The organism is Streptomyces violens, from assembly GCF_000717745.1.
GTDB lineage: Bacteria > Actinomycetota > Actinomycetes > Streptomycetales > Streptomycetaceae > Streptomyces > Streptomyces violens.
In genome coordinates this window covers 312,926-335,271 of record NZ_JOBH01000006.1, presented here as the reverse complement: position 1 = coordinate 335,271, position 22,346 = coordinate 312,926, and the positions used below count along the sequence as shown (strand labels likewise).

The 22,346-nt window shown below is 70.3% G+C and carries 22 protein-coding genes and 2 pseudogenes; 16 read left to right on the top strand and 8 right to left on the bottom strand.

What is annotated here, in order from left to right:
• Positions 1–132: 132 nt before the first annotated feature.
• Positions 133–753: a TetR/AcrR family transcriptional regulator gene (locus IF04_RS0113965; RefSeq protein WP_051831225.1), complete on the bottom strand. Its 621-nt coding sequence runs from the start codon at positions 751–753 to the stop codon at positions 133–135.
• 201 nt (positions 754–954) lie between these two features.
• Between IF04_RS0113965 and IF04_RS0113960 the strand changes: the two genes are divergently transcribed.
• From IF04_RS0113960 to IF04_RS38695, 9 genes and pseudogenes are all read left to right on the top strand, one after another.
• Positions 955–1,764 carry an SDR family NAD(P)-dependent oxidoreductase gene (locus tag IF04_RS0113960; protein ID WP_030255758.1) on the top strand — a complete coding sequence of 270 codons (810 nt, stop codon included), beginning with the start codon at positions 955–957 and terminating at the stop codon, positions 1,762–1,764.
• A 48-nt stretch (positions 1,765–1,812) separates the two neighbouring features.
• Positions 1,813–2,982: a serine hydrolase domain-containing protein gene (locus IF04_RS0113955; protein ID WP_245654394.1), complete on the top strand. Its 1,170-nt coding sequence runs from the start codon at positions 1,813–1,815 to the stop codon at positions 2,980–2,982.
• A gap of 126 nt (positions 2,983–3,108) precedes the next feature.
• On the top strand, positions 3,109–4,398 hold the full coding sequence (locus IF04_RS0113950; protein ID WP_037959317.1) for a cytochrome P450: 1,290 nt from the start codon (positions 3,109–3,111) through the stop codon (positions 4,396–4,398).
• Between the two features lies 1 nt (position 4,399).
• On the top strand, positions 4,400–5,464 hold the full coding sequence (locus tag IF04_RS0113945) for an aromatic ring-hydroxylating oxygenase subunit alpha (protein ID WP_030255749.1): 1,065 nt from the start codon (positions 4,400–4,402) through the stop codon (positions 5,462–5,464).
• A complete protein-coding gene (locus IF04_RS0113940) occupies positions 5,461–5,688 on the top strand; it encodes a hypothetical protein (RefSeq protein WP_030255746.1) in 228 nt (75 codons plus the stop codon). Before IF04_RS0113945 ends, IF04_RS0113940 begins: the two co-directional genes overlap by 4 nt.
• 29 nt (positions 5,689–5,717) lie before the next feature.
• The gene (locus tag IF04_RS0113935; protein ID WP_030255744.1) at positions 5,718–6,689 is read left to right on the top strand and encodes a PDR/VanB family oxidoreductase; all 972 of its coding nucleotides are present in this window, start codon (positions 5,718–5,720) and stop codon (positions 6,687–6,689) included.
• Between the two features lie 70 nt (positions 6,690–6,759).
• Positions 6,760–7,274: pseudogene (locus IF04_RS37365) on the top strand (zinc-binding dehydrogenase); the annotation flags it as partial.
• Positions 7,216–7,536: pseudogene (locus IF04_RS39710) on the top strand (MBL fold metallo-hydrolase); the annotation flags it as partial. The pseudogenes IF04_RS37365 and IF04_RS39710, both read left to right, overlap by 59 nt.
• A 177-nt stretch (positions 7,537–7,713) precedes the next feature.
• A complete protein-coding gene (locus IF04_RS38695; RefSeq protein WP_157847652.1) occupies positions 7,714–7,992 on the top strand; it encodes a 2OG-Fe dioxygenase family protein in 279 nt (92 codons plus the stop codon).
• Between the two features lie 380 nt (positions 7,993–8,372).
• On the opposite strand, the gene IF04_RS0113920 is transcribed toward IF04_RS38695, so the two are convergent.
• Positions 8,373–9,533 carry an FUSC family protein gene (locus tag IF04_RS0113920; RefSeq protein WP_245654405.1) on the bottom strand — a complete coding sequence of 387 codons (1,161 nt, stop codon included), beginning with the start codon at positions 9,531–9,533 and terminating at the stop codon, positions 8,373–8,375.
• A gap of 253 nt (positions 9,534–9,786) precedes the next feature.
• Between IF04_RS0113920 and IF04_RS0113915 the strand changes: the two genes are divergently transcribed.
• The 3 genes from IF04_RS0113915 to IF04_RS40245 all read left to right on the top strand — a co-directional run bounded on the left by IF04_RS0113915 (position 9,787) and on the right by IF04_RS40245 (position 11,617).
• Positions 9,787–10,569 carry a VOC family protein gene (locus tag IF04_RS0113915; protein ID WP_030255739.1) on the top strand — a complete coding sequence of 261 codons (783 nt, stop codon included), beginning with the start codon at positions 9,787–9,789 and terminating at the stop codon, positions 10,567–10,569.
• Between the two features lie 224 nt (positions 10,570–10,793).
• A complete protein-coding gene (locus IF04_RS0113910; protein WP_030255735.1) occupies positions 10,794–11,240 on the top strand; it encodes a DUF6098 family protein in 447 nt (148 codons plus the stop codon).
• Positions 11,241–11,383: 143 nt separating this feature from the next.
• The gene (locus IF04_RS40245) at positions 11,384–11,617 is read left to right on the top strand and encodes a con-10 family general stress protein (protein ID WP_211259803.1); all 234 of its coding nucleotides are present in this window, start codon (positions 11,384–11,386) and stop codon (positions 11,615–11,617) included.
• 124 nt (positions 11,618–11,741) lie between these two features.
• On the opposite strand, the gene IF04_RS0113900 is transcribed toward IF04_RS40245, so the two are convergent.
• Entirely contained in the window at positions 11,742–11,843 is a 102-nt protein-coding gene (locus IF04_RS0113900; RefSeq protein ID WP_030255728.1) for a hypothetical protein, read from the bottom strand.
• Between the two features lie 97 nt (positions 11,844–11,940).
• On the opposite strand from IF04_RS0113900, the gene IF04_RS0113895 reads away from it, so the two are divergent.
• Together IF04_RS0113895 and IF04_RS0113890 are read left to right on the top strand one after the other, a co-directional pair.
• Positions 11,941–12,423, top strand: a complete 483-nt coding sequence (locus IF04_RS0113895) for a GNAT family N-acetyltransferase (protein ID WP_030255724.1) — start codon at positions 11,941–11,943, stop codon at positions 12,421–12,423.
• Positions 12,420–12,980, top strand: coding sequence for an MBL fold metallo-hydrolase (locus IF04_RS0113890; RefSeq protein WP_245654393.1), 561 nt, complete (start codon positions 12,420–12,422; stop codon positions 12,978–12,980). The genes IF04_RS0113895 and IF04_RS0113890 overlap by 4 nt, the downstream gene beginning before the upstream one ends.
• On the opposite strand, the gene IF04_RS0113885 is transcribed toward IF04_RS0113890, so the two are convergent.
• The 3 genes from IF04_RS0113885 to IF04_RS0113875 form a co-directional block, all read right to left on the bottom strand.
• On the bottom strand, positions 12,949–13,842 hold the full coding sequence (locus tag IF04_RS0113885; RefSeq protein ID WP_037959314.1) for an alpha/beta fold hydrolase: 894 nt from the start codon (positions 13,840–13,842) through the stop codon (positions 12,949–12,951). The genes IF04_RS0113890 and IF04_RS0113885 overlap by 32 nt on opposite strands.
• 48 nt (positions 13,843–13,890) lie before the next feature.
• On the bottom strand, positions 13,891–14,895 hold the full coding sequence (locus tag IF04_RS0113880) for an NADP-dependent oxidoreductase (RefSeq protein ID WP_030255712.1): 1,005 nt from the start codon (positions 14,893–14,895) through the stop codon (positions 13,891–13,893).
• A gap of 148 nt (positions 14,896–15,043) precedes the next feature.
• Positions 15,044–15,730 carry an SDR family oxidoreductase gene (locus tag IF04_RS0113875; protein ID WP_030255708.1) on the bottom strand — a complete coding sequence of 229 codons (687 nt, stop codon included), beginning with the start codon at positions 15,728–15,730 and terminating at the stop codon, positions 15,044–15,046.
• A 113-nt stretch (positions 15,731–15,843) separates the two neighbouring features.
• Between IF04_RS0113875 and IF04_RS0113870 the strand changes: the two genes are divergently transcribed.
• Positions 15,844–16,404 carry a TetR/AcrR family transcriptional regulator gene (locus tag IF04_RS0113870; RefSeq protein WP_030255704.1) on the top strand — a complete coding sequence of 187 codons (561 nt, stop codon included), beginning with the start codon at positions 15,844–15,846 and terminating at the stop codon, positions 16,402–16,404.
• Positions 16,405–16,451: 47 nt separating this feature from the next.
• On the opposite strand, the gene IF04_RS0113865 is transcribed toward IF04_RS0113870, so the two are convergent.
• A complete protein-coding gene (locus IF04_RS0113865) occupies positions 16,452–17,096 on the bottom strand; it encodes a TetR/AcrR family transcriptional regulator (RefSeq protein WP_037959311.1) in 645 nt (214 codons plus the stop codon).
• A 122-nt stretch (positions 17,097–17,218) separates the two neighbouring features.
• On the opposite strand from IF04_RS0113865, the gene IF04_RS0113860 reads away from it, so the two are divergent.
• Complete coding sequence (locus tag IF04_RS0113860; RefSeq protein ID WP_051831222.1) at positions 17,219–19,948, top strand: alpha-L-rhamnosidase; 2,730 nt, start codon at positions 17,219–17,221, stop codon at positions 19,946–19,948.
• A gap of 24 nt (positions 19,949–19,972) precedes the next feature.
• On the opposite strand, the gene IF04_RS0113855 is transcribed toward IF04_RS0113860, so the two are convergent.
• On the bottom strand, positions 19,973–22,336 hold the full coding sequence (locus tag IF04_RS0113855; protein ID WP_425428415.1) for a beta-xylosidase/alpha-l-arabinosidase: 2,364 nt from the start codon (positions 22,334–22,336) through the stop codon (positions 19,973–19,975).
• Positions 22,337–22,346 lie beyond the last annotated feature (10 nt).

The following is a 22,346-nucleotide window of genomic DNA, read 5'->3' as shown; positions in this document are numbered from 1 at the left end:
CGCACGGACGATGGGGTGCGGCCGAGGGAGGTCCCTGAGGGAGGTGTCCGGCGTCTCAACTCGTCGGCACAGGAGCCTCATTGACTCCCCGCCCTTGCCGCACTCGCCTGACCGGATCGCAGTGCGACCCGGTCATGACTGCTTCAGTACGGCCCACCACTGCTCGGTGAGTACGTCCACCAGCTGCTCGCGGTCGTGCGGAGCCTGACGTACAGCCGTGAAGTACATGGTCCTCTCCATCTGAGTGATCAGCGTGACGAGGCGCAGGTGCGCCCGGTCGCGGTCCGCCCCTTCCGCGAACGCGGCCAGATGCCTTGTCATGGCATCCGCCGCACGGTAGACACTCTCGAACCAGCGGGCCGCCACCTTGGGCTCGACGGCCACGGCCTGCTCGAAGGCTTCGAAGCGGAGCCGGTCGCGCTCCCACCAGCCGACAGCGCGTTCAACCCACTCACGGACCGACTCCAGGGAAGGCTCCGCGATCTCATCGAGGCTGCGGTGGAACGCCACCACCGTGGGCTCGATGCGTTCCAGCAGGGCGATGACCACTTCGGCCTTGCTCGGGAAGTGCAGGTAGAACGTGGCCCGGCTGGCTCCCGCCGCCGAGGCGATGTGTGCCGTACTCACCGCCGCGTAGCCCCTGTCACGGAATGCCTCGAAGGCCGCATCGACGAGCCGCTCCCGCGTGAGTCGTTTCTGGGCCTCCCGCAGGGACTCACCGGCCGACCGACCCGCTTCGCTTGCTTCCGTCACTTGTGTCCCGCCCCTGCGTCCGCCGACTGCCCGCTCCGGCGAGGGTACGGCGTCGCCCCACCTGCCGAAGTCGCGATCATGCCAGCAAATTTACCACTGGACCCTCGCCTCTTCACTAGACAGTCGTCTAGTCGAATGGCATGGTGGCCCGCACCACACCAGTCCTGCCGCTTTCCGGCAGGGGGCTCTAGGAGGAGTCGGATGAAGCTGGAAGGAAAGGTCGCTTTCGTCACCGGAGCGGCTTCGGGGATCGGGGCCGCGACGGTCCGACTGTTCGCCGCCGAGGGAGCTACGGTCATCGGAGCGGACCTGTCCGCCGAGAAGGTCAAGGACGCGCTCAAGGGCGTCGACGGGGCCAACGGCATCGCTCTGGACGTCAGCGACAGTGCCGCGGTGAACGCCGCATTCGCCGAGGTGGAACGCGAGCACGGGCGTCTCGACGTCCTGGTCAACGCTGCGGGCGTCAACGCACCGACCAAGAAGGCCAACGACCGTCTGGTCGAGATCAACGTAGCGGCGTTCCAGGCCGCGGGCCGCGGGGAGGCCTACCACCCCGACTTCCTGAGCGAGACCACGGACGAGGACTTCGCCAAGGTCCTGGCGGTCAACCTGGTCGGGCCGTTCTACTGTCTGCGCGCGGCGGCTCCACTGATGCGCAGGAGCGGCGGCGGATCGGTCGTCAACATCGCCAGCGTGGCCGCCCTGGTGGGCGCGCCCATGCCGCTGTACTACCCGGCGTCCAAGGCGGGAGTCCTGGGGCTCACCCGGGCCGCGGCCGGCGAACTGGCCCCGCACAACATCCGGGTCAACGCAGTCGCCCCCGGCGCGGTGGACACCCCGCTCCTGAACGCACAGCCGCCCGAGATCGTGGCCGGCCTCGTTTCGATGCAGCCCATCAAGCGGCCCGCCACGCCCGACGAGCTGGCCCGCACCATGCTCTTCCTCGCGTCCGACGACGGCGCCTACTACACGGGCCAGACGCTTTCGCCGTCCGGCGGCCTGCACATGTGACCGAGCGGTCTTCTCGTCATGAACCTTCTACACAGGAAAGGCAGAAGCGTGATCAACGAAGACCACAGCGGACTGGACGCCGCAGCCCTGCGCAGGATCCAGACCGCCATCGAGAGCGACATCGAAGCCGGGCGGTACGACGGCGCCAACATCATCGTCTCGCGTCGCGGTGAGATCGGTCTGCAGGCCTCGATCGGCTGGTCCGACCGGAAGGCGGGACGCACCGCCGCTCCCGAAGACATATACCGGATCTTCTCGATGACCAAGGCGTTCACCAACGTCCTCGCCCTGCAGGCGATCGACCGCGGCGAACTGGCGCTCACCACCCGGGTCGTCGACGTCATACCCGAGTTCTACGGCCGCGACCGCTTCCGCACGGCGCGCAAGGACAGGGTCAACCTGGCCCATCTGCTCACCCACCGCGCGGGCCTCGTGACCACGCCGACGCCCCTGCCGTACGACGAGCTGGGCGACCTCGGCGAAGTCGTCGACGCCATCTGCCAGCTCGACGTCGTGGGCGAACCCGGTACGACCCTCAACTACTCCCCGGCGCTCAACCACGCGCTGATCGCCGAGATGGTCCGCCGCGCCACCGGAGCCGAATGCGTGCGTGACCTGATGAAGCGGGAGATCTTCGAGCCCCTCGGCATGGACAGCACGGCGCTCGGCGCCCCCCGGAAGTGGGCCGAGCACTACGTGCCCGTCCGCGCGAGCTTCCCGGACGGCGGCTGGCTGTCCACCGCGGACATCGAGGTGATGGAGGAGATCATCACCGAGGAAGCCGAGATGCCCTGGGTCGGTGCCGTGTCCACGGTCGAGGACATCCACTCCTTCGCCGAGATGCTGCGCCGGCGCGGTGAGTACGACGGCAAGCGCGTCCTCTCCCCCGCGATCCTGGATCTGGCCACCACCAACCAGACCGGCGACCTGCCCAACGACCTCTACCGGGGGCTGGCCGAGGCGCGCGGCTGGGACGTGCCGCCGGGCAACTTCGGACTCGGCTTCGCCCTGTCCGGAACCGGCACACACGCGTCCTTCTTCGGCTCGGCCACCAGCCCGCGTACACACGGCAACTACGGTGCCGGCTCCACTCTGTTCTGGGTGGACCCCGAAAGGGACCTGACCTTCGCCTGCCTGACCGCGGGCGTCATGGAGGAGAGCGAAAACGTCCTCCGCTTCCAGCGACTGTCGACCTTGGCCGCGGCCGCCGCGCTCTGACCCGGTCGCTCCCTGCCGACCTCTCCCCCGGCGGGTCGGCGGGAAGTGCCCCCTTCCTCTGCCGGGGAGCTCGGCGCCCATGCCGATGAGCCCCTCCTTCCCCTCATCCCTCGGAGTGATCAACAGATGACTCAGATCGCCGGCCGACCGGCCCCACCGCCGGAGTTCGACCTGTTCAGCGACGCGTATCTGCGCGACCCGGCCTCGGCCTTCGTCCGTGCCCGTGAAGAAGCCCCGGTCTTCTGGAACGAAGCGCTCGGCACCTGGGTGGTCACCCGCCGCGCCGACATCGACGCCGTCCTCATGGACTGGGAGACCTGGTCCTGCCAGGCCAACGGCGGACGACTTCCCGTACCCGACGAGTACGCCGATGTCGTACCGCCGGAGCTGGTGGCCGAAATCATGATCGGTATGGATCCGCCGAAGCACACGGCGGCCCGCAAGGTCGCCCAGCGCGGATTCCTCAAGCCGGTCATCGAGGCCCTCGCCCCGGAGATCGAGGCCCGCGCGCACCGGATCCTCGACGGCTTCGCCCACCTCGGCGCCGCCGAGCTGATGGAGACGTACTGCCTGGAGCTGACGACCCAGACGCTGATGGCTCTGCTCGGCCTGTCCGCCGAGGACGAGCCGATGATGCGCCAGCTGCGCGACGATCACTTCCGGGTGCTGGCCAGCGGCCGCGAGCCGATGCCGGAGCCCGAGCGCAGCGAGGTCTGGACCCGCTACGTCGCCGCCCAGCTGCGTCTGCGGCAGCTCGCGCAGGAGCGCCGGGACGGTGACGGCGGCGACATCATCACCCTGATGGCCCGGGCGAAGGACCGGGAAGGCAACCATGCGCTGTCCGTGGAGCGCATCGCCATGCACCTCACGGAGTTCGCCGCGGCCGGCACCGACACCACGGCGCAGGCCATGGCCAACGCGATCCTCTTCCTGTCGGACGCCCCCGAGCAACGTGCCGAAGCGCAGGCCGATCCGACCCTGTGGGCCCGGGTGTTCGAGGAGACCGTACGGCGTCGCCCCTCCGCGCCGTTCGCGTCCCGCGTGGCCACCCAGGACGCGGAGATCGCCGGAGTGACCATCCCCGAAGGGGACATGGTATGGCTGGCGCTGGCCAGTGCCAACACCGACCCGGCCGCGGTCGTGGACCCGCTGCGCTTCGACATCCACCGCGACGGGCTCGATGACCACGATCACTACGCCTTCACCAAGGGCCGCCACACCTGCCTGGGCGCGCCCCTCGGCCGTACCCAGGGCGCCATCGGCCTGCGCGTGGCCTACGAGCGGCTGCCCGGTCTGCGCGCCGTGCCCGACCAGAAGCAGGACTTCCTCCCCCTGGCCATGCTGCCCATCCGCCGCATCCTCCAGGTCACTTGGGCCCCGAGCGACGCCAAGGCCCCCGAGAGCAAGGAGCACTGAGATGACCGCCTTCGTCCGCAACCAGTGGTACGTCGCCGCCTACGGCCGTGAAGTGGGCCGCGAGCTGCTGGGCCGCACCATCCTGGGCGAGCCGATCCTGCTGTACCGCACCGAGGACGGCCGCGCCGTGGCCATGTCCGACCGCTGTGTGCACCGGCGCTTCCCGCTCTCGCAGGCGCCGAGCCGCCTGGACGGTGACCGGGTGGTCTGCGGCTACCACGGCTTCACGTACGGCACCGACGGCGGGTGCGTGTACGTTCCCGGGCAGCAGCGCATCCCCCGTACGGCCCGGCTGAACACCTACCCGGTGATCGAGCAGGACTCCTTCGTCTGGGTGTGGATCGGCGACCGGGAGCCGGGTGACACGGTGCCGCCGCGCGCACCGTGGATGGACTCGCCCGACTACACCGTCGTCTCCGGTATGGAGCCCATCGACGGCGACTACGGGCTGCTGGTCGACAACCTCATGGACCTCTCCCACGAGACGTACCTGCACGGCGGCTACATCGGCACCCCCGAGGTCGCGGAGACCCCCATCACCACCGAGGTCGACGAGGCGGCCGGCGTCGTCTACGTCAGCCGGCACATGCACGACGCGGAATGCCCGCCGTTCTACGCCAAGTCCACCGGCATCGAGGGCCGCATCACCCGCTGGCAGGACATCGAGTACCACGCGCCGGGCCTGTACCTGCTGCACTCCCGCATCGCGCCGGTCGGCGCACCCGGCCCGAACCCGGACGGCACCGACCCGCACGCCTTCCACACCGAGGTCGTCTACGCCATCACACCATCGACGGAGACGACCACGTACGACTTCTGGGCGGTGGCCCGCGACTTCGCCCTCGGCGACCAGCAGGTCACCGACTTCCTGCGGGAGAACAACCACACCGTGGTCATGCAGGACGTCGTCGCCCTCAATGTGCTCCAGCAGTCCCTGAACACCGAGAAGGCCGGCTACCAGGAGCTGTCCATCAACATCGACACCGGCGGCCTGGCCGCCCGCCGCATCCTCGCCCGCCTGGCGCAGGCCAACACCGAGCAGACTTCGGCGACGACGACCCGATGAACCCGCTGCACCCGGCCGTTCTCAACGGCGACAGCGTCTTCCGTATCCACTGGATCCTCGGCACCGACAGACTCCTCGCCGTCTGCCACTGCGGCGCCGAGCGCGAATTCGACGATCCGGTCCCGCTGTGGGACTGGCTCCTGGGCCACTCCGACGACCACCAGGCCGGTCCGGAGTCCGGGCCCGCCGTCACCCCCCAGCCCCTCCACGAGGTCTTCGCCTGAAGACCGCCCGGCTCAGCAAGGAAAGCACCATGACCACCACGACGTCTGCGCGCACCGAGGTCGAACTCGACCTGCGCCTGGAGCGCAAGGAGACCCTCGCCGACGGGGTCGTTCGTCTCACCCTGAACCACCCCGCGGGCGAGCCGCTCCCCTCCTGGGAACCCGGCGCCCACATCGACCTGCTCCTCGGCCCGGACCTCGTCCGCCAGTACTCCCTGTGCGGCGACCCCGCCAACCGCTCCGTCCTCCAGGTGGCCGTCCTGCGCGAGGCAGCGGGCCGCGGAGGCTCCCGCCATGTGCACGACGCGCTCAACGAGGGCGCCACGGTGCGGATACGCGGGCCGCGCAACAACTTTCCGCTGGTCGACTCCCCGCGCTACCTGTTCATCGCGGGCGGCATCGGCATCACCCCCATCATCCCGATGATCGCCGAGGCCGAACGGCGAGGAGCGGGCTGGCGGTTGGTCTACGGCGGACGCACCCGCACGACCATGGCCTTCGCCGGCCAACTGGCCCAGACCTACCCCGACCGAGTGGAACTCTGTCCCCAGGACGAGACCGGCCACCTCGACCTCCAGGCGCTGCTCGGGGCGCCTCGGCAGGACACGGCGGTGTACTGCTGCGGCCCCGAGCCGCTGCTCAACGCGGTCGAGGAAGCGTGCGCCGACTGGCCCGAAGGCGCCCTGCACATTGAGCGGTTCGTCCCGAAGGCACGCACGGACGAGGCGGAGGACACCGCCTTCGAGGTCGAACTCGCCCAGTCCGGCGTGACCCTGACGGTGCCGGCCGAGCGCTCCATCCTGGAAGTGGTCCAGGAAGCAGGAGCCGACGTCCTGTCCTCCTGCCAGGAGGGCACCTGCGGCAGCTGCGAGACCGCCGTGCTGGCAGGCGAGCCCGACCACCGCGACTCGCTGCTCAGCGAGAAGGAGCGAGCGGCCGGAGACGTCATGTTCCTGTGCGTCTCCCGGTCCCACTCCCGCCGCCTGGTCCTCGACCTGTGATTCCACCGTCACCGCGCGGCCCGGGCCCGGCAGAGCCAAAACCTGATGCCGCGCGGTGACGGTCCACAGGATGGAGACCATCGTGGTGCCCGACCCCGGGCCGGGCGAAGCCGTGGTGCGCGTCCAGGCCTGCGGCGTCTGCCACACCGATCTCCACTACCGCGAAGGCGGGATCAATGACGACTCCCCCTTCCTCCTCGGCCACGAGGCCGCCGGAGTGGTCGAGTCGGTCGGCGACGGCGTCACCGTGATCTCACCCGGCGGCGTCACCGACCACCGCAGGGCTGCGGCGTGATGGCCGGGCTTGGAGCGGCCATCAACACCGGCGAGGTCGGCCGGGGCGACTCGGTCGCCGTCATCGGCTGCGGTGGCGTCGGAAACGCCGCTGTCGCCGGCGCCCGCCTCGCCGGAGCATCGAAGATCATCGCCCTCGACCTCGACGACCGCAAGCTCGCCTCCGCACGGAAATTCGGCGCCACGCACACCGTCAACTCCGGCACCACCGACCCGGTCGCGGCCGTGCGGGAACTCACGGGCGGATTCGGGGCCGACGTGGTCATCGACGCCGTCGGCCGACCGGATTCTCCTGCACCCGGAGGATCACGTCCTGTGGAGACAGGAGCACCCGGAGCGGCTACCGGGCGGTCGGCTCACCGACGGCCGCGGCTTCACCGTCGCCGGGACCGAACTCGTCGTGCTCCACACACCAGGGCACAGCCCCGGTGGCGTCTGCCTCTACATCCTTCGCTCGATCCGGGACCGGCTGCTGGTCCTGCCCCCGGAAACCGCGGTGCGTACCGGGCACGGCGAGACCACCACGATCGGGGCGGAGGCGGCCCACCTGGAAGGCAGCACCACGAACAGCTGGCGTCCTTCAGTCGACGTGACTGTGCGCAACGGCCCGCTCTGCGGAAGCGGGCCCCGTCGCCTCGTATGCACGGGTCTGACGGCGCGTCTCGGCTGTGTAGGTGTCGACATCGCCGCGTTGGCGAGCGATGAGCCGGCGGCGCGCCCGGGGTGCTACATGACACAGACCGGGGAAGACTCGGAAACCCTGAGCGGTTCCGCTACGGGGTCAGGTACTCCAGCCCGGCGCTGCCGTGCACGGCGGTCGCGCCGCCGCGGTGACGGGCAGCCACTGCTGGAGGCCACGCTCGGTGGACCGGGTGACCTGCTCCTCGGTGATGACCGCCGCACCCTGCACGGGGTGTCGCCCATCCGCACGCTCGACGGCCACCAGCCGGCCCGTCGGGGACGTCCTGGTGACGTCCTGGTGACCACGCTCGTCCCGGCCGAGAACTGAGTCGCCCCATACGGTCTCCCCGCAGGGTCTGGGCGGAAAGACCGCTGGCCCCCAGGGGCGTAGGAGCCACGAAAGCGCATATATCCGCGCGAAGGAACGGTCCTGCGCCGCGCCACCCGAACGGAGGACGCGAAACCCCCGCAATCCGGACCGGCCGAGCCCGCGCTGCCTACCGGATGTCGGCTGAGTCGGCCGCCCATCGTCTCAACGTGCGGGTGGATGGACTGTTCGTTCTCCTCAACCGAACCTGCACAGCCCTGGGGTGGAGGGTGCCGGCCGGCGCGGACTGAAGTTCGGCTCGACGGAGTCAAGATGGCGGATGTGCTGCCGTGGCGCTGGCGCTGGCGCTGGTCGGCGCGCTCGCCACCGACTTTCTGCCTTCACTGTGGGTCCCGGCCGTGGTGGGCGGCGAGTACGGACAGCATCTGCCGGGTCTCCACCAGCAGTTCCCCGCTGACCGCGGCGGCGGGGCCGGTCTCCTGGCCGAAGGCGTCGGCCAGGCTGTCGTAGTAGCGCCAGGCATCCTGCGCAGCCTGTTTCTGCCGGTCCCGGGCCGACGCCTCGTCCTCGCTCTGATCGAACAGGTCGGCTTCGGCCGCGCAGACCTCGGCCGTCCGTTCGGCCAGTACCGCGTACCGGTCGAGGAAGGCGGGGGTGGGACGGGCGAGGTCGCTGTCCTCGCCCGTTGTCCTGGCCAGTGTCCGGGCGATGACCGTCAGGTGCTCGGCGATGTCGTGCCAGCGAACGTCCTCCGACTCCGGCGGGGGCTGCGGGCTCCTCCGGCGGAGATTCCAGGCCGGGTTGAGGCGCAGGCTCTCGTTGGTCCACTGCCGCGCGTCGGCCAGCGAGCGCAGGATCGGCTGGAGGCGCCGGGCGCGGTCCCGCCACTCCTCGGCCTCGGCGGAGCCCCAGTCCTCACGCAGGCCGTCGGCCATGTGCCGCAGCAGGTCGGCACTGTCGCGCGGCAGGCGCTGCAACTGGTCGTACACTGACCGCAGATGGATGGGCGGGAAGACGAACGCGTTCACGCTTATGCCGATGACGGCGCCGATGCAGGTCTCCAGCAACCGGTGCCCCACCTCGGTGAGCGAGTAGGCGCCGTACGTGATGACGAACAGCGCCGTTGTCGAGCCGTAGACGCCCTGCGCGCCGAAGCGGCGGTAGGTGCCCACCAGTGCCAGCACCGGCAAGGCGATGATCATGGCGCCCAGCGTGCTGCCGCCCGCCAGGGCCATCGCCAGGGACGCCCACACGGCACCGATGACAATCACGGAGATCTGCTGCAGGCCGGAGCGCAGGGAACGGTAGACCGTGGCATCGACCAGGGCGAGCGCCGTCCACGGCGCCATCAGCGCCAGTGGCGCCTTCAGCCACCACCCGGCCAGCGCCCACGCGGCAATCGCGGCACCGGCCATCTTCAGCGCCTGCACCATCGTGTCGCGCTCCGGGCCCGTACCGCGTATCGCGTACCGGACCGTCCGCCCGACCGCGGCCGCCTCCCACCCCAGCCATCGCCACCCCACCCAGAGCTGCTCCCACACCGTCAACCACCCATTTCTCGCCGTACCCGGCCGGTCACCGTGCCTGCGTCAGCACGTGCTGAATGCCGCTGTTGAGTACCCGAATGCGTGCTGTGACACCAGTGAAGCCAGCCACCTCGCACGACAAGCGGCCTCCAACGCCCGTGATGGGGCGGTGATTATGCTGGTGACCGTCGGCTGACGGGGCGCCGTAGTGCCGCTCTTCTCGGGTGGTTTCGGCGCGAGTGACGCTCTGCGAGACGGGAGGAGCCTGATGGCGAGCGGACCTGGACCTTATGTTTCTCCTGCGCTGGGCGCGCCCTGCTGGGTGAGTCTGGCCGCCCGCGACCTGCCGGCCACGGAAGAGTTCTACGCCGCGGTGCTGGGCTGGAGCTTCCGCCCCAGCAGCTTCGGGGACGGATTCCGGATCGCGCTCTCCGACGGGCAGCCTGTCGCCGGTATCGGACCCCTCGCCGGGCAGTGGCAGATGGCGGTTGCTTGGATGCCGTACTTTGCCGTGCCCGATGCGGATGAGACCGCGGCGCGTATCCGCGAACGCGGCGCGACGGTCGCGATCGGGCCCCTCACCCTGGGCCACGGCCGCGCCGCGCACGCCGCCGACCGTGACGGAGCCGCCTTCGGCATCTGGGAAGGGCAGACCCTGGCCTGGCCTGTGGGCCACGACGACGCACCCGCCCACTTGGAGCTGCGCACCCGCGACGTCTTCGACTCCGCCGTGTTCTACGCGGAGGTCTTCGGATGGGCGGCCGACCACAGCGCGTGCTCCGTGGCGTATGAGAGAGACGAGGTGATCGTCCGCCAGGGCGGTCACACCGTGGCAGCCCTCCACGGCGGTGGTGTCGAGGCGGCGCCGGACCCCAGGGTGCGGCCTCGGTGGCATGTCCACTTCCACGTGGGCGATGTAGAGAAGGCCAGCGCTGCGGCCGTCGCCGCCGGCGGAACGGTCACCCCCGGCACTTCGGCCTCCGGCGCGCCCGCAGCGCATGTGATCATCCGCGACCCGGACGGCGGCCTTTTCACCGTCACCGAGCCGTAGGGCACCTGGCCACCAGCTCGTTCCTCTCGACTGGCTGCGGCCCCACCCGGCTGCGATCTCGGGGTGTCAGTGTCAGCAGGGTGGCTGGGTCTCGGGGTGGCAACAGGGTGCCTGCCGAGTCCTGGGTACCCGTGCGGGCATGATCGAGCGCGCACTCTCGAGCGCGCACTGCGGCAGGGCACGCCCGCCGACGCCGCAAGGCACGACGAAAGGACGGAAGCGCTGTGGCGAGTAACGGTGGCCTGCCCACCCTCCATACGCTCACCGAGCTGGCCGGGCTCGTGGAAGACCGCGATCAGTTGTATGTGAGGTGGTCGCGCGGACCCGAGACCGACCTCAGGGCAGTCTCCAGCACCGACGACCTCACCGGCATCTCCTTGCCCGGCCTGTCCGCCAACCCGCTCGACGTCGCACCGTGGTGGCAGGACCGTTCCGTACGCGTATGGGTCGCCCGACGCCTGTACGACTACTCCCACCTGCCGCGGGAGAAGGGGCCGGGCGTCCGGGCGTGGGTGTTGCGCGGCACCGAAGCCGACCGCGGTCCCGACAACGAACCACTGGTCACGGACGTCGAGCCCCTCGGCTGGATCCACTCCCGCGTCCTGGAGGAAGCCGAGGAAGAAGTGAAACGACACAAGGAACAGTGGGGCCCGCTGCGCCGCGAAGGCTGAGGAAACAAGGGTGGTTCGCGTGGATGGGCTGTGACGTGCCACGCATCACACTCCAAAGATCCGTTTTGGCCCGCATGCCCCCGATCGGCTCGGGCACTCGCGAGGTGCAAGGCACTCAGCAAGACGAGATGGAGGGAGCAGTGATGACTGCGTCCAACAACTCGGGCAATTTCGCTGACGACCCGCAGCGCGCCTCCCAGGCCGGCCAGAAGGGCGGCCAGGAGAGCGGCGGCAACTTCGCGAACGATCCCCAGCGTGCTGCCGAGGCCGGCCAGAAGGGCGGTCACGAGAGCGGCGGTAACTTCGCGAACGATCCCCAGCGTGCTGCCGAGGCCGGTCAGAAGGGCGGCCAGGAGAGCGGCGGCGGGCAGCGCTGAGCGCAAGGACGCGTGGGCCCGACGAGCAACTGCTCGTCGGGCCCACGCGTTTGTGGGTGGCGGGGCGGGGCCGGCGAAGGCGCGCCCGCCCCGCCCTGACGGGCTTACGCATCGCGTTCCCAGCTCAGGCCCGCCCGCGCGCCCGCACGGTCTCGGCTCGCGCTCGGGTGCTGGCCAGGCGGTAGGAGTCGGTGCCGGTCTCGATGATGGTGTCGTTGAACGACAAGCGACGCCACTACTGCTCGATAGAGCACCTGTACCAGGCGCAGGTCCCGGTAGCGTCGGCGGGCCCAGGTCGGCGAGTGCGGGTTGGAGTGTGAGCGATGGCTGATGGCCTTGCCCTCGAAGGGGCGCTGACCCGGCTTGTCCCCACGAGCGAGGAGGATCTGGATCTGCTGGCCGCATGGTTCGCGACCCCGGACTTCGTCGAGCACTGGGGAGGAGCGCCGAAATCGCGTGAAGAGGTGGCCGAGAAGTACCTGGGGCGGCGCCGGCCCCGTGTGGAGTCCTTCCTCGTGCTGGCCCATGGAACACCGATGGGATACGCGCAGTACTGGCACGCCGGCAAGGCCGAAGGTGGCATCGACATGGTGCTGACAGCCCAGGCACGCGGCCGCGGCCTGGGACCGGACGCTCCTCGCCCCCTCCTCGCGCACCTCAGCGGAAACCTCGGATGGCGGCGCGTGACGGTGGACCCGGCGAGAGGCAACCTCCGCGCCGTACGGGCATGGCAGAAGGCCGGCTTCCGGCAGGTCTCGTGCGAGGGCGAGACACTCCTCATGGAGCGCCGCTTCCTCACAGAATGACAGGGCGCACCGTCACCGTCGTGCACCTCCCCGGCCACACCGCAGGGCACAGCGGTATCCTGATCGAGCCCGAGGGCTTCCTCTTCATCGCGGACATCGACCTGACGTCGTTCGGCCCGTACTACGGCGACGTGGGCAGCAGCCTCGTGGATTTCCAGGCGTCGATGCGCCGGTGCCGGGAGATCGACGCGCGCTGGTACGGCACCTCCCACCAGAAGGGCGTGATCGAGGGCGCGGCGGAGTTCCGGCGCCGGCTCGACGCCTTCGCCGGAGTAGTGGAGAAGCGGGAGGCGACGCTGCTGGCCTTCCTCGGCGAACCCCGCACCGTCGAGGAGATCGTCGAGCATCGGCTGGTCTACCGGCCACACGTCGAATTGCCACAGGTGGGGCCCGTGGAGCGGAGAACGGCGGTACAGCACCTGGACCGCTTGATGACCGAAGGGCGGGTCGCGGAGGCGCTTCCGCGCTACGTAGAGCCGCGACGGCCGCACAGCACTTGGCGGCGGCGGGATGCGGCGTCGGCGGTCAGGCGTTGGGCCGTGCTTCGAGGAATGTGAGGGCCCTGGTCACGAACTCGTCGTGGAACTGGAAGATCCCGCCGTGTCCGGCGTCCGGGTAGAGAGGGACGAGTTCGCCTCGGGGCAGCCGTGCGGCGAGGTCGAGGGTGTTCTCGCTCGGCACCATCCGGTCGCTCTCGCCGTTGGCCACCAGGACCGGCTGGTGGATGCGGGACAGATCGGCCGGTGCCTGCCGGCCCCATCGGTTGATGGCCTTGAGCTGGGCGCGGAACGACGTCAGCGAGATGGTTTTGTCGCGGTCGTCCGTGCGCTCCTTCAGCCGTTCCACGAAGGCGCGTGCTTCGCGTCGGCCGTGTTCGGTGCGGGTGAAGAAGAGGAACTGCTTGGGGTCCTTGCGGCTCAGGAGTCCCTTGAGTGTGTCGCGAAGGGTGAGTGCGGTGACCTTGTCGATGCCGGGGCCTCCGGCGGGGCCGGTGCCCGCGAGGATGACCCTGCGCACCAGTTGCGGTTCCTGTGCCGCGATGACCTGGGCGATGAAGCCGCCCATCGACAGGCCGAGCAGGTCGACCCGCTCGAAGCCCAGGGCGCGGATGAACAGCACCGCGTCGCGCGCCATCGCCTCGATGGTGTCGGGTGCGGCGCCGTCCGACGCGCCCACTCCGCGGTTGTCGAAGGCGATCACCCGGCGCCGGGCGGCGAGTCCGTCGACGACGCGGGGGTCCCAGTTGTCCAGGACCGCAGCCAGGTGGTGGAGCAGGATCAGCGGTACGCCGTCTCCTTCCGGGCCGAGTTGCCGGTAGACGAAGTCGACGCCGTGCACGGACACCGAACGGGTCGGCGCGTCCTTGTACGACGGCGACGGGGCGGGCGTGGGGCGGGGGGAACTGCGCGGTGAGCTCATGACCGGTTCCTGTGGGGGGGGCGACGCAACGGTGGTGGGGGCCGGCGCTCACACCATCGCAATGACGACCTTGCCGGCCTTGGCTCGGCCCTTCTCGGCGTACTCCATGGCCTGACGGGTCTGGTCGAAGGGGAAGACGCGGTCGACGACGGGGCGGATCTCTCCGGCGTCGATGAGTCGGGTGAGTTCGCGCAACTGGCCGCCTCCGGCCTTCATGAACAGGAAGGAGTAGGTGACGCCCAGGCGTTTGGCGTGGCGCCGGGTCTTGAAGCTCAGCGCGTTCATGGCCTGGCGGAGAAGCGGGTTGGCGCCCAGTTCACGGGCGAAGTCCGCGTCGGGGGGCCCGGCGATGCTGATGACCTTCCCGCCGGGCTTGAGGACCCGCAGGGACTTCTCGAGGGTCTTGCCGCCGAGGGTGTCCAGGACGACGTCGTAGCCGTCCAGGACCTCCTCGAAGTCCTGCGTGCGGTAGTCGATGACGACGTCTGCACCGAGTTCCTCGACCAGGTCGGCGTTGGCCACGCTCGCGGTGGTGGCCGCATGTGCGCCCAGGTGCCTGGCCAGCTGGAGGGCGACGGTGCCCACCCCGCCGGAGCCCGCGTGGATCAGCACCTTCTGGCCCGGCTGGACCTGCGCCCTCTCGACCAGCACCTGCCATGAGGTGAGGGCAACCAGGGGAAGGGAGGCGGCCTCAGCCATGGTGAGGGTCGCCGGCTTGGGGGCCAGGTCGTCCTGGTGGACGGCGATGAGTTCGGCGAAGGTGCCGATCCGGTTCTTGTCGGGCCGGGCGTAGACCTCGTCGCCCACCGCGAATCGGGTGACGGCCGAGCCGACCTGGACCACCACGCCGGCGAGGTCATTGCCCAGGACGAGAGGGAGGCGGTGAGGCAGGATCATCTTGAAGTCGCCGTCGCGGATCTTGAAGTCCAGCGGGTTGACGCTCGCCGCGTGGATCCTGACCAGGACATCGTGGGCGCCCGGCTCCGGATCGGGCATCTCGGCGGCGCGCACCGCTGACTGATCACCGTACTTCTCGATCAGGTAGGTCTTCATCGCCGTCTCCGCTTCTCGTCCGCAGTGGACGGGATCTCCGCTCGCGCCGGTCGTGACCGGGTGCGAGATATTTTTTGGCACTCACTACTGGTTCATGGCGTGCCGCGCCGTTGCGGCGGACGACAGGCCGGATGAGGCGGGGCGCACCTCACGCCGCGTTCGGCGGGGCAGCCAGACTCCGCTTCACGTACCGGGTGGTCTCGTCGGCGAGGATCTCGGACAGGCCCGTCTCGATGCCGGACAGGGCCTGGGCGGCGACCTCAGCGGGGTCGGCCTTCTGGTCGGCCGGAACGCCGGAGGCCATGTCGGTGTCCATGTATCCGACGTGCAGCGCCGTGACGGTGATGCCGCGGGGCGCCAACTCTTCTCGGGCCGCGCCGGTCAGCGCCCATGCGGCGGCCTTCGACGCGGCGTAGGAACCGAGGCCGGCCGGGTGCAGCCAGGACAGGACCGACAGCACGTTGAGCACGGCGCCGCCGCCGTTGGACTCGATGACCGGGGCGAAAGCCCGCGTCACGGCGAGCGGGCCGAAGAAGTTCACCTCCATCTCCCGGCGCACCGCGTCCGGGCTGCCCGCGATCAGCGGCGCTCCGGTGGAGATGCCTGCGTTGTTGATCAGGAGTGTCGCGTCGGAGGCGATGCGGGCCGCCGCCCGGATCGACTCCGCGTCCGTCACATCCAGCCGCAGCGGGACGGCACCCGGGACGTCCACCGTCTCGGGGCGGCGAGCCGCCGCGTACACCTTGGCCCCGCGCTCCACGAGCTGGGCGGCCAGCTGCCCCCCGAGCCCCCGGTTGGCACCGGTGACCACCGCGACCGCGTTCTTCAGTTCCATGAGCACTCCCAACGTTGCGGGCAGCACCCGGCCGCCCGACGATAGATTACATCTAACATCTAAATCTCAGTCTAGAATAGATGCCACTCGACATCCAACTGGGAAGGTGACCCATGGGCCGCGTATCGCAGGCACAGGCACAGGAGAACCGCCGACGGGTCGTGGAAACCGCCTCCCGGCTGCTCCGGGAACAGGGGGTCCATATCAGCGTCGCCGACCTCATGAAGGCAGCCGGTCTGACCCACGGCGGCTTCTACAAGCAGTTCGCCTCCAAGGAGGAGCTCGTCGACGAAGCCACCGCCCACGCCTTCGCCGAACTCACCCGGCGCCACAGCGACGGGCTCGATCAGTACGCCGGGCAGCGCGACGCCGCCCAGCGAGCGGTGATCGACACCTACCTCTCCACCGAGCACCGCGACAGTCCGGCCGACGGGTGCCCCGTCGCCGCACTCGCCACCGACATCGCCCGCGAAGGCGCGGGCGATGAGGCCCGCCGCGTCTATACCCAGGGGGTGGGCGACTTCGCCGACTGGCTCGCCACCGAGGACCAGGACGGCATTACCCGGCTGTGCACCATGCTCGGCGCGCTCGTCCTGTCCCGGGCCACCAAGGGCTCCCCGCTCTCCGAGGAGATCCTCACCACCGCACGCGAGGCGCTGACGGCCACCAAGTGACCGGAGGCACGGTGCAGACTGACCTGGCACCTATGCCGAGGCCTCAGCTATGCCGAGGTCTCAGCGCGTGGGTCGACTCCGCGCGCAGGGCGGAGGGTCCACGTGAGCCGTTCGAGGTGTGCTCGGGTGCCCGCCAACAGGTCGGTGCGTCCGCCGGAGAGCACCCACTGCAGCTGAAGGCCGTCCGAGACGGCGACGCACTCCCGCGCGACGGCGTCGTAGTCGATGTCCGTGCGGAAGGAGCCGTTGCGAGCGCATGACTGGAACCGTGCACTGAGTTCGCCGACCGTGCGCTCGTAGCGGGCCGCGAAGAGCTCATGCGCGGCGCTGGAGGGGTCGGCGGCCTCGGCGCTCAGCGTGACGAAGAGCTCGATGAGGCCCGGTTCGTCGACGAACCTCTTGGTGATCGCGAGCAGGGTTTCGATCAGCGAGTCGCCGTCCGCCTCGGTCGAGGCGTCCATCAGCGCGGTCGCGACGTCGAGGCGGTGCTCGGCGACCGCGAGCAACAGATGCTGCTTCGTCGGGAAGTAGTGCAGCAGTCCGGTCGTGGAGATGCCGACGTCCTGCGCGACTCGCGCCATGGAGGTCCGTGCGTATCCGGCCGTCGAGAACAGATCTGTGGCGGCTTTGACGATGCGTTCGCGCCGCTCGCGCCCCACGGCGTAGCTACCCCGGACTCGCGACTTGCTCATGGCTTCAGCGTACGAGCAGACGGGGCTGCTGAAAACCGAACGCGTTGGCTTTTTGCTGAAAGCCGAGTACCTTCGGTTTTCGTTCTCGCCACGCGGCGGGGAGGAGCCGCGAAGGAGTACCTGTGGGCGCAGCACCCGTCACCGGCCTGACCGTCGAGTACCAGCCGTCTCCCCCGGCCGTGGCGACGCCGCGTCCGCGCCTGTCCTGGATACCCGGGCGAGTGCAGTCCGCCTACGAGATCGAGATCCGCACAGGCGACGACGTCGTAGCACACACCGGCCGGGTACCGAGCCGGGAGAGCCATCTCGTCGAGGTTCCCGGCCTCGACCTCGGCTCCGACTCCGATTACGAGTGGCGCGTGCGGGTCTGGGACGAGGACGGCGCGGTGAGCGACTGGGCCTCCGCCGGCTTCGGGACCGCACTGCTGAACCCGGCTGACTGGACGGCCGGTTGGGTCCTCCCCAAGGCCCGTGGCACCGAGGTCGAGCGGTGGACGCTGCTCGACTGGATCCAAGGGCACCGCCCCGAGCGCGCCGTGAGCGAGCGCCTGCGTCCGGTCCAGCTGCTCCGGCAGCGTTTCACACCGGAAGCATCGGTCGCGCGGGCCCGGCTGTTCATCACCGCACGGGGCGTCTACACCGCCGAGATCAACGGCGTGACCGTCGGCGACCAGGTGCTCGCGCCGGGCTTCGACAGCTACGCCTCCCGCCTGTCCGTGCAGTGTTACGACGTGACGGACCTGCTCGAAGACGGTGAGAACGTCCTGGGGGTGGCACTGGCGGACGGCTGGTGGGCCGGACGCATCGGGCTCACCGGATCAAGCGCCCAGTTCGGAACCACCACCGGTGCGATCTGGCAGTTGCATCTCGAGACCGAGGACGGACGACGACGCCGTATCGCCTCGGACGGCGACGTGGTGTCGGCCGAGGGGCCGTGGGCGTACGCGGACCTGTTCATCGGAGAGCGCTTCGACATGCGTCTCCACGACCCCGCATGGAGCACGCCGGCCTTCGACGACACCGCCTGGCACCCGGTCGAGGTCGAGACCGCCGACCCCGCGGTCCTCGTCCCCTTCGCCGGGGAACCGGTGCGCCGTGTCGCCGAACTGCCCGCGCTCTCCGTCATCGCCGACCCCGACGACGGCTGGATCATCGACTTCGGCCAGGTCATCGCCGGACGCGTACGAATGACGCTGCGCGCACCGCGCGAGGGCGATGTCGTCACGCTCGAACACACCGAGACCCTGGACGCGGACGGACGGTGGTTCGTCAACATCGAGGGCATCAACAAGGACCAGCTCGACACCTACGTCGCCGCCGGCCGGCCCACCGAGGCCTGGGAGCCCGGCTTCACCTTCCACGGCTTCCGCTACGTGCGGGTGCGCGGGCTCCAAGTCCCGCCGGAACCAGACGACTTCGTAGCGGTCGTCCTCTCCAGCGATCTACGGCAGACGGGATCGCTGCACCTCTCCGACCAACGCCTCGACCGACTGCACCGCAACGTGGTGTGGAGCCAGCGCACGAACTTCCTCTCCGTCCCGATGGACTGCCCGCAGCGCGAACGCGCCGGCTGGACCGGTGACATCCAGGTCTTCGCCCCATCGGCGACGAACAACGCCCTCGTGGCGCCCTTCCTGACGCGGTGGCTGGAGAACCTCCGCGCGGACCAGGACGCCGACGGACGCGTTCCGATCCTCTCGCCCCGCTCGGCCTACGACGACGAACTCGCGGTGAACGGGACCGGTTTCGGCTCCATCGTGGCCTGCGCGGGGTGGAGCGACGCCATCGCGCTGGTGCCCTGGGTGCTCTACGAACGGTACGGTGACCGCCGTGTCCTGGCCGACACACTCGACGCCGCGCTGCGGTGGATCGAGTACCAGCGCACGGCGGCCGCCGAACTCCCCGAGCGGTTGCGCGACGTGCCTCTCACTCCCGAGCGGCGACGGCGCCAAGCCCTCCTGTACAACGCCGGCGAGCACTTCGGCGACTGGCTGACGCCGAGCACCCTGGAAGGACGCCCGCTCCACGAGGCCATCGGGATCGCTCCGCAGCTGACGGCCGAACTCGTCGCACCGATGTTCCAGGCGTGGACGCTCACGATCACCGCCCGGTCGGCCGACGCACTCGGCGACACCGGCCTCGCCGAAAGGCTCCGCGACCGCGCCGCACAGGTACGCGCGGCCTTCGCCGCCGAGTACGTCGACGCCGAGGGCCGCCTGCCGGTCGCCCTGCAGGGCCCCTACGTCCTGGCCCTTGCCTTCGACATGGTGCCGGCCCGGCTGCGTCCTCTCCTCGTCCAGCACCTCGTCGACCTCATCGCCGCACGCGGCGACCGGCTCGACACCGGATTCCTCTCCGTTCCCCACCTGCTCGATGTGCTCTGGGACTCGGGCCACGCGGAGCTCGCCCGACGACTGCTGTGGCAGGACGAGTGCCCGTCCTGGCTGTACGAGGTCGATCGCGGCGCCACCACCATCTGGGAGTCGTGGGACGCGATCGCACCCGACGGCTCGGTTCGTGCCGTCTCCTTCAACCACTATGCCTTCGGCTGCGTGGACGACGTGCTCTACCGGCGCATAGCCGGAATCCGGGCCACGGCGCCGGGATTCCGGTCCGTCGTGATCGAACCCGATCTCGCCGGACAGTTGGATCACGCCGACGCCGAGGTCTGGACACCGTACGGCCCGCTCCGCGTCGCGTGGACCCGCACCGGCGACGATGCCGCGATCCACGCCGATGTACCGCACGGTGTCGACGCCGTCCTCGTCGTCGGCGGGCGTTCCACTTCTCTCACCCCCGGTGCCCACGACCTCCGCGTCGCCCTGCCGACGCCGGAGCCTGTGGTGAAGTGACACCGGACAGCGTTGAAGGGATCATTACCGCGCCTGACGGTGCGTCACCCGGAAGTCCGCGTGGAGCCGGCGGCGGTGGTTCACCGGGCGGACCGGGCCGGTGAGTTCCAGCCGGGCCGTCAGCCGGACGTCCGTGCTGGACGCGCTGAACCGCAGTTCCAGCTCGCCCGGTTCGACGATGCGGTGGCCCTCGCGGCCGGTGAAGGACGCGAGGTCGGCGGGGACGATGGCCCGCACCTCCGCCGCCTCCCCGGGCGCCAGGCCGACGCGTACGTAACCGATGAGGCGCTGCACGGGCTGGACGACGGAGGCGACGGGGTCGTGCAGATACAGCTGGACGACCTCGGTGCCCCGGCGCGTTCCGGTATTGCGTACGGTGCAGGCCAGCTCGAACTCCCCGTCGGTACCGGCTGCTTCGTTCTCCACGACGAGGTGTGACCAGTCGAAGGTGGTGTACGTCAGTCCGTGGCCGAAGCCGAAGGCGGGGGCCGGGTCGATGTCCGATACCTCGGTGGCGTGGCCCAAGCGGGCCGCGAGGTACGTGGACGGCTGGGCCCCCGGGAGGCGCGGCACGCTGACGGGGAGTCGGCCCGTGGGGGCGACACGTCCGCTGAGGACGGAGGCGAGGGCCGTCGTCCCCTCCTCGCCGGGGAAGAACGTCTGGACGATGGCGGCGGCCTCGGCCGCGGCACGGCCCAGGGCGTAGGGACGGCCGGCGAGCAGGGTGACGACCAGCGGCGTGCCGGTGTCCAGCAGCGTGTCGAGCAGCTGCTCCTGCACCCCGGGCAGGGCCAGCGACTCGGCGTCGCAGCCCTCGCCACTGGTCCCGCGGCCGAAGAGCCCGGCCCGGTCGCCGAGTACGGCGATCACCAGGTCGGCGCCGCGTGCCAGCTCGGCGGCCTCGGCGAAGCCGTCGGTGCCGGTGCCGTCGACGGTGGTGCCGGACGCGGTGACGATCTCACTGTCCGGGAACTCGGCGGCCAACGCCTCGCGGAGGGTGGGCAGTTCGATGCCCGCGGGCACCTCCGGGTGCTGGCTGCCCACGTGTACGGGGAAGGAGTAGCAGCCGAGGACCGCCGTCGGTGTGTCGGCGTTGGGTCCGACCAGCGCGATGCGCGCCGGGGCGCGGCCGGCCGCGAGGGGCAGTGTGCCGTCGTTGCGGAGGAGGACGACGGCCTGTTCCGCGACGCGGCGGGCCAGGGCGCGGTTGTCCGCCGTATCGAGGTCGACCGTGCCGCGCAGGTCCGCCGTGTCCGCGTCCGCGTCCGTGTCCGCGTCCGTTCCGGCGAGGGCTGGCGGTGTCGGGTCCCAGTCGGCGTCGAGCAGCCCCAGCTGGGCCTTCTGGACCAGGACCCGGCGGACGGCGCGGTCCACGGCCGCTTCGGGAACCAGCCCCCGGGCGAGCGCGTCGCGCAGCGGCGCACCGAACGCCTTCACCGTGGGGAGCTCCACGTCCACGCCCGCGGTGAGTGCGACGGCCGCGGCCTCGCCGAGGCTTCCGGCGACACCGTGCAGGCTCTGCAGGAAGGCGATCCCGAAGTAGTCGGCGACCACCGTCCCCTCGAAGCCCCAGGTGTCGCGGAGCAGTCCGGTCAGCAGTCGTTCGTCGGCCGCGGAGGGGATGCCGTCGGTGTCGGTGTACGCGTGCATCACCGACCGGACGCCGCCCTCGCGTACGGCCATCTCGAAGGGGGGCAGGATGACGTCGGCACGCTCGCGCGGGCCCATGCCGACGGGGGCCAGGTTGCGTCCCGCGCGGGAGGCGGAGTATCCGGCGAAGTGTTTGAGGGTGGCGACGACGCCGGCGGATTCCAGGCCGCGTACGTAGGCCGTGCCGATGGTGCCGACGAGGTAGGGGTCCTCGCCGATGGTTTCCTCGACCCGGCCCCAGCGGGCGTCGCGTACGACGTCGAGGACCGGGGCGAGGCCCTGGTGGACGCCGACCGCGCGCAGGTCGCGGCCGATCGCCGCGGCCATCTCCCGGATCAGCTCGGGGTGGAAGGTGGCACCCCAGGAGAGGGGCACGGGGTAGGCGGTCGCGCCCCAGGCGGCGAAGCCCGCGAGGCACTCCTCATGGGCCAGCGCCGGGATCCCGAAACGGTTCGCGCCGGCGATCCTGCGCTGGGTGCGGAGCAGTGACAGCGCGCCGAGAGCGGGATCGACGGGGGTCGTCCCGAAGGGCCGGGTCAGCTGGCCGAGGCCGTGGGGCAGCAGGTCGTCGAGGGGTACCGGCTCCTCCATGTCGTGCTGGTGCGGGGCGACTTCGGCGCCCTCGTCGGAAGCCCCGACCCACACTCCGAAGAGCTGGGCGGTCTTCTCCTGGAGGGTCATCCCGGCGAGCAGGGCGTCGGCCCGCTCCCCCGGGTCGCGGGCCGGGTCCCGCCACAGCGGGACGCGG

What these genes read in the sequence shown, in the direction of transcription:
- IF04_RS38695 (WP_157847652.1), top strand. Translation starts at nt 7,714, where the DNA reads ATGACACAGACCGGGGAAGACTCGGAAACCCTGAGCGGTTCCGCTACG.
- IF04_RS0113890 (WP_245654393.1), top strand. Translation starts at nt 12,420, where the DNA reads ATGACAGGGCGCACCGTCACCGTCGTGCACCTCCCCGGCCACACCGCA.
- IF04_RS0113870 (WP_030255704.1), top strand. Translation starts at nt 15,844, where the DNA reads ATGGGCCGCGTATCGCAGGCACAGGCACAGGAGAACCGCCGACGGGTC.
- IF04_RS0113865 (WP_037959311.1), bottom strand. Translation starts at nt 17,096, where the DNA reads ATGAGCAAGTCGCGAGTCCGGGGTAGCTACGCCGTGGGGCGCGAGCGG.
- IF04_RS0113875 (WP_030255708.1), bottom strand. Translation starts at nt 15,730, where the DNA reads ATGGAACTGAAGAACGCGGTCGCGGTGGTCACCGGTGCCAACCGGGGG.
- IF04_RS0113895 (WP_030255724.1), top strand. Translation starts at nt 11,941, where the DNA reads ATGGCTGATGGCCTTGCCCTCGAAGGGGCGCTGACCCGGCTTGTCCCC.
- IF04_RS0113915 (WP_030255739.1), top strand. Translation starts at nt 9,787, where the DNA reads ATGGCGAGCGGACCTGGACCTTATGTTTCTCCTGCGCTGGGCGCGCCC.
- IF04_RS0113950 (WP_037959317.1), top strand. Translation starts at nt 3,109, where the DNA reads ATGACTCAGATCGCCGGCCGACCGGCCCCACCGCCGGAGTTCGACCTG.
- IF04_RS0113885 (WP_037959314.1), bottom strand. Translation starts at nt 13,842, where the DNA reads ATGAGCTCACCGCGCAGTTCCCCCCGCCCCACGCCCGCCCCGTCGCCG.
- IF04_RS0113940 (WP_030255746.1), top strand. Translation starts at nt 5,461, where the DNA reads ATGAACCCGCTGCACCCGGCCGTTCTCAACGGCGACAGCGTCTTCCGT.
- IF04_RS40245 (WP_211259803.1), top strand. Translation starts at nt 11,384, where the DNA reads ATGACTGCGTCCAACAACTCGGGCAATTTCGCTGACGACCCGCAGCGC.
- IF04_RS0113945 (WP_030255749.1), top strand. Translation starts at nt 4,400, where the DNA reads ATGACCGCCTTCGTCCGCAACCAGTGGTACGTCGCCGCCTACGGCCGT.
- IF04_RS0113960 (WP_030255758.1), top strand. Translation starts at nt 955, where the DNA reads ATGAAGCTGGAAGGAAAGGTCGCTTTCGTCACCGGAGCGGCTTCGGGG.
- IF04_RS0113880 (WP_030255712.1), bottom strand. Translation starts at nt 14,895, where the DNA reads ATGAAGACCTACCTGATCGAGAAGTACGGTGATCAGTCAGCGGTGCGC.
- IF04_RS0113935 (WP_030255744.1), top strand. Translation starts at nt 5,718, where the DNA reads ATGACCACCACGACGTCTGCGCGCACCGAGGTCGAACTCGACCTGCGC.